Raw genomic sequence first — 829 nt, 5'->3', positions numbered from 1 at the left:
CCCGCGCGCACGGCCGCCGAGGCCCGGGCCGCGCGGGGCGGTGGCCGTTGTACGGACCCGGCTGCCGGCCGACGCGAGCGGCCGGCCGGCCGTTCCCGGATGTTCCCGCGCGTACGGTCCGGTCGCGGGGCGGGAGCCGTGACAGGGAAGCCCGTCGGCCCTCGGCCGGTGCGTGCGACCGACGGGCCGTCCCCGTGCGGCCCCCGTGTAGCGGACCCGCCGCGGGGCAGGAGCCGCCGTGGCGGACGGGTGACGGGCGGACGTCGGCGGCGCCGCTGCCGCACTGTGGCCGGCGTCGCTGACACCGTGAGGTCGACGGCGCGGACGGGAGGTGCGGCGAGTGGACGGCGTGGCGCCCGCGCTGGTCGCGTTGCTCGCGGCCGTCGGCAACGCCCTCGGGACCGTGCTCCAGCGGATCGCCGCGCGGACCGTGCCCGAGGGGGACGCGTTCAGCGTGCGGCTGGTGCGGCACCTGGTGCGCAACCCCGCGTGGCTCGGCGGCATCGCCGTGATCGTCGGTGCCGCGGCCTGCCAGGCGCTGGCGCTCACCCTGGGCTCGCTGTCGCTCGTCCAGCCGATCCTGGTCACCGAACTCCCCTTCACCCTGCTCATCGCCTGCGCCTTCGCCCGGCGGCGCATGCCGGCGGCCGGGTGGGCAGCGTCGCTGATGGTCGCGGCGGGGCTCGGACTGGGGCTGGCGGCGGCGGCCCCGGGCGGGGGAGCCGACCAGGCCCCCGGCGCCCGGTGGGCCGTCACCCTCGCGGCCACCGGGACGGCCGTGGCGCTCTGCACGGCGGTGGCCCTGACACGGCCGCGCGGCCGGGCGCGG

The 829-nt window shown here is 80.1% G+C and carries 1 protein-coding gene; it reads left to right on the top strand.

Annotated elements, in window-relative coordinates:
• Positions 1 to 340: 340 nt before the first annotated feature.
• Positions 341 to 829, top strand: a 489-nt coding sequence (locus tag JNW98_RS31150) for a DMT family transporter (RefSeq protein ID WP_223771652.1), incomplete at its 3' end; no start/stop codon positions are given.

It is taken from the genome of Streptomyces huiliensis, assembly GCF_020037025.1.
GTDB classification, from domain to species: domain Bacteria; phylum Actinomycetota; class Actinomycetes; order Streptomycetales; family Streptomycetaceae; genus Streptomyces; species Streptomyces huiliensis.
The sequence above is the reverse complement of the archived record's forward strand: the minus strand, read 5'-3'. Positions and strand labels throughout refer to the sequence as shown.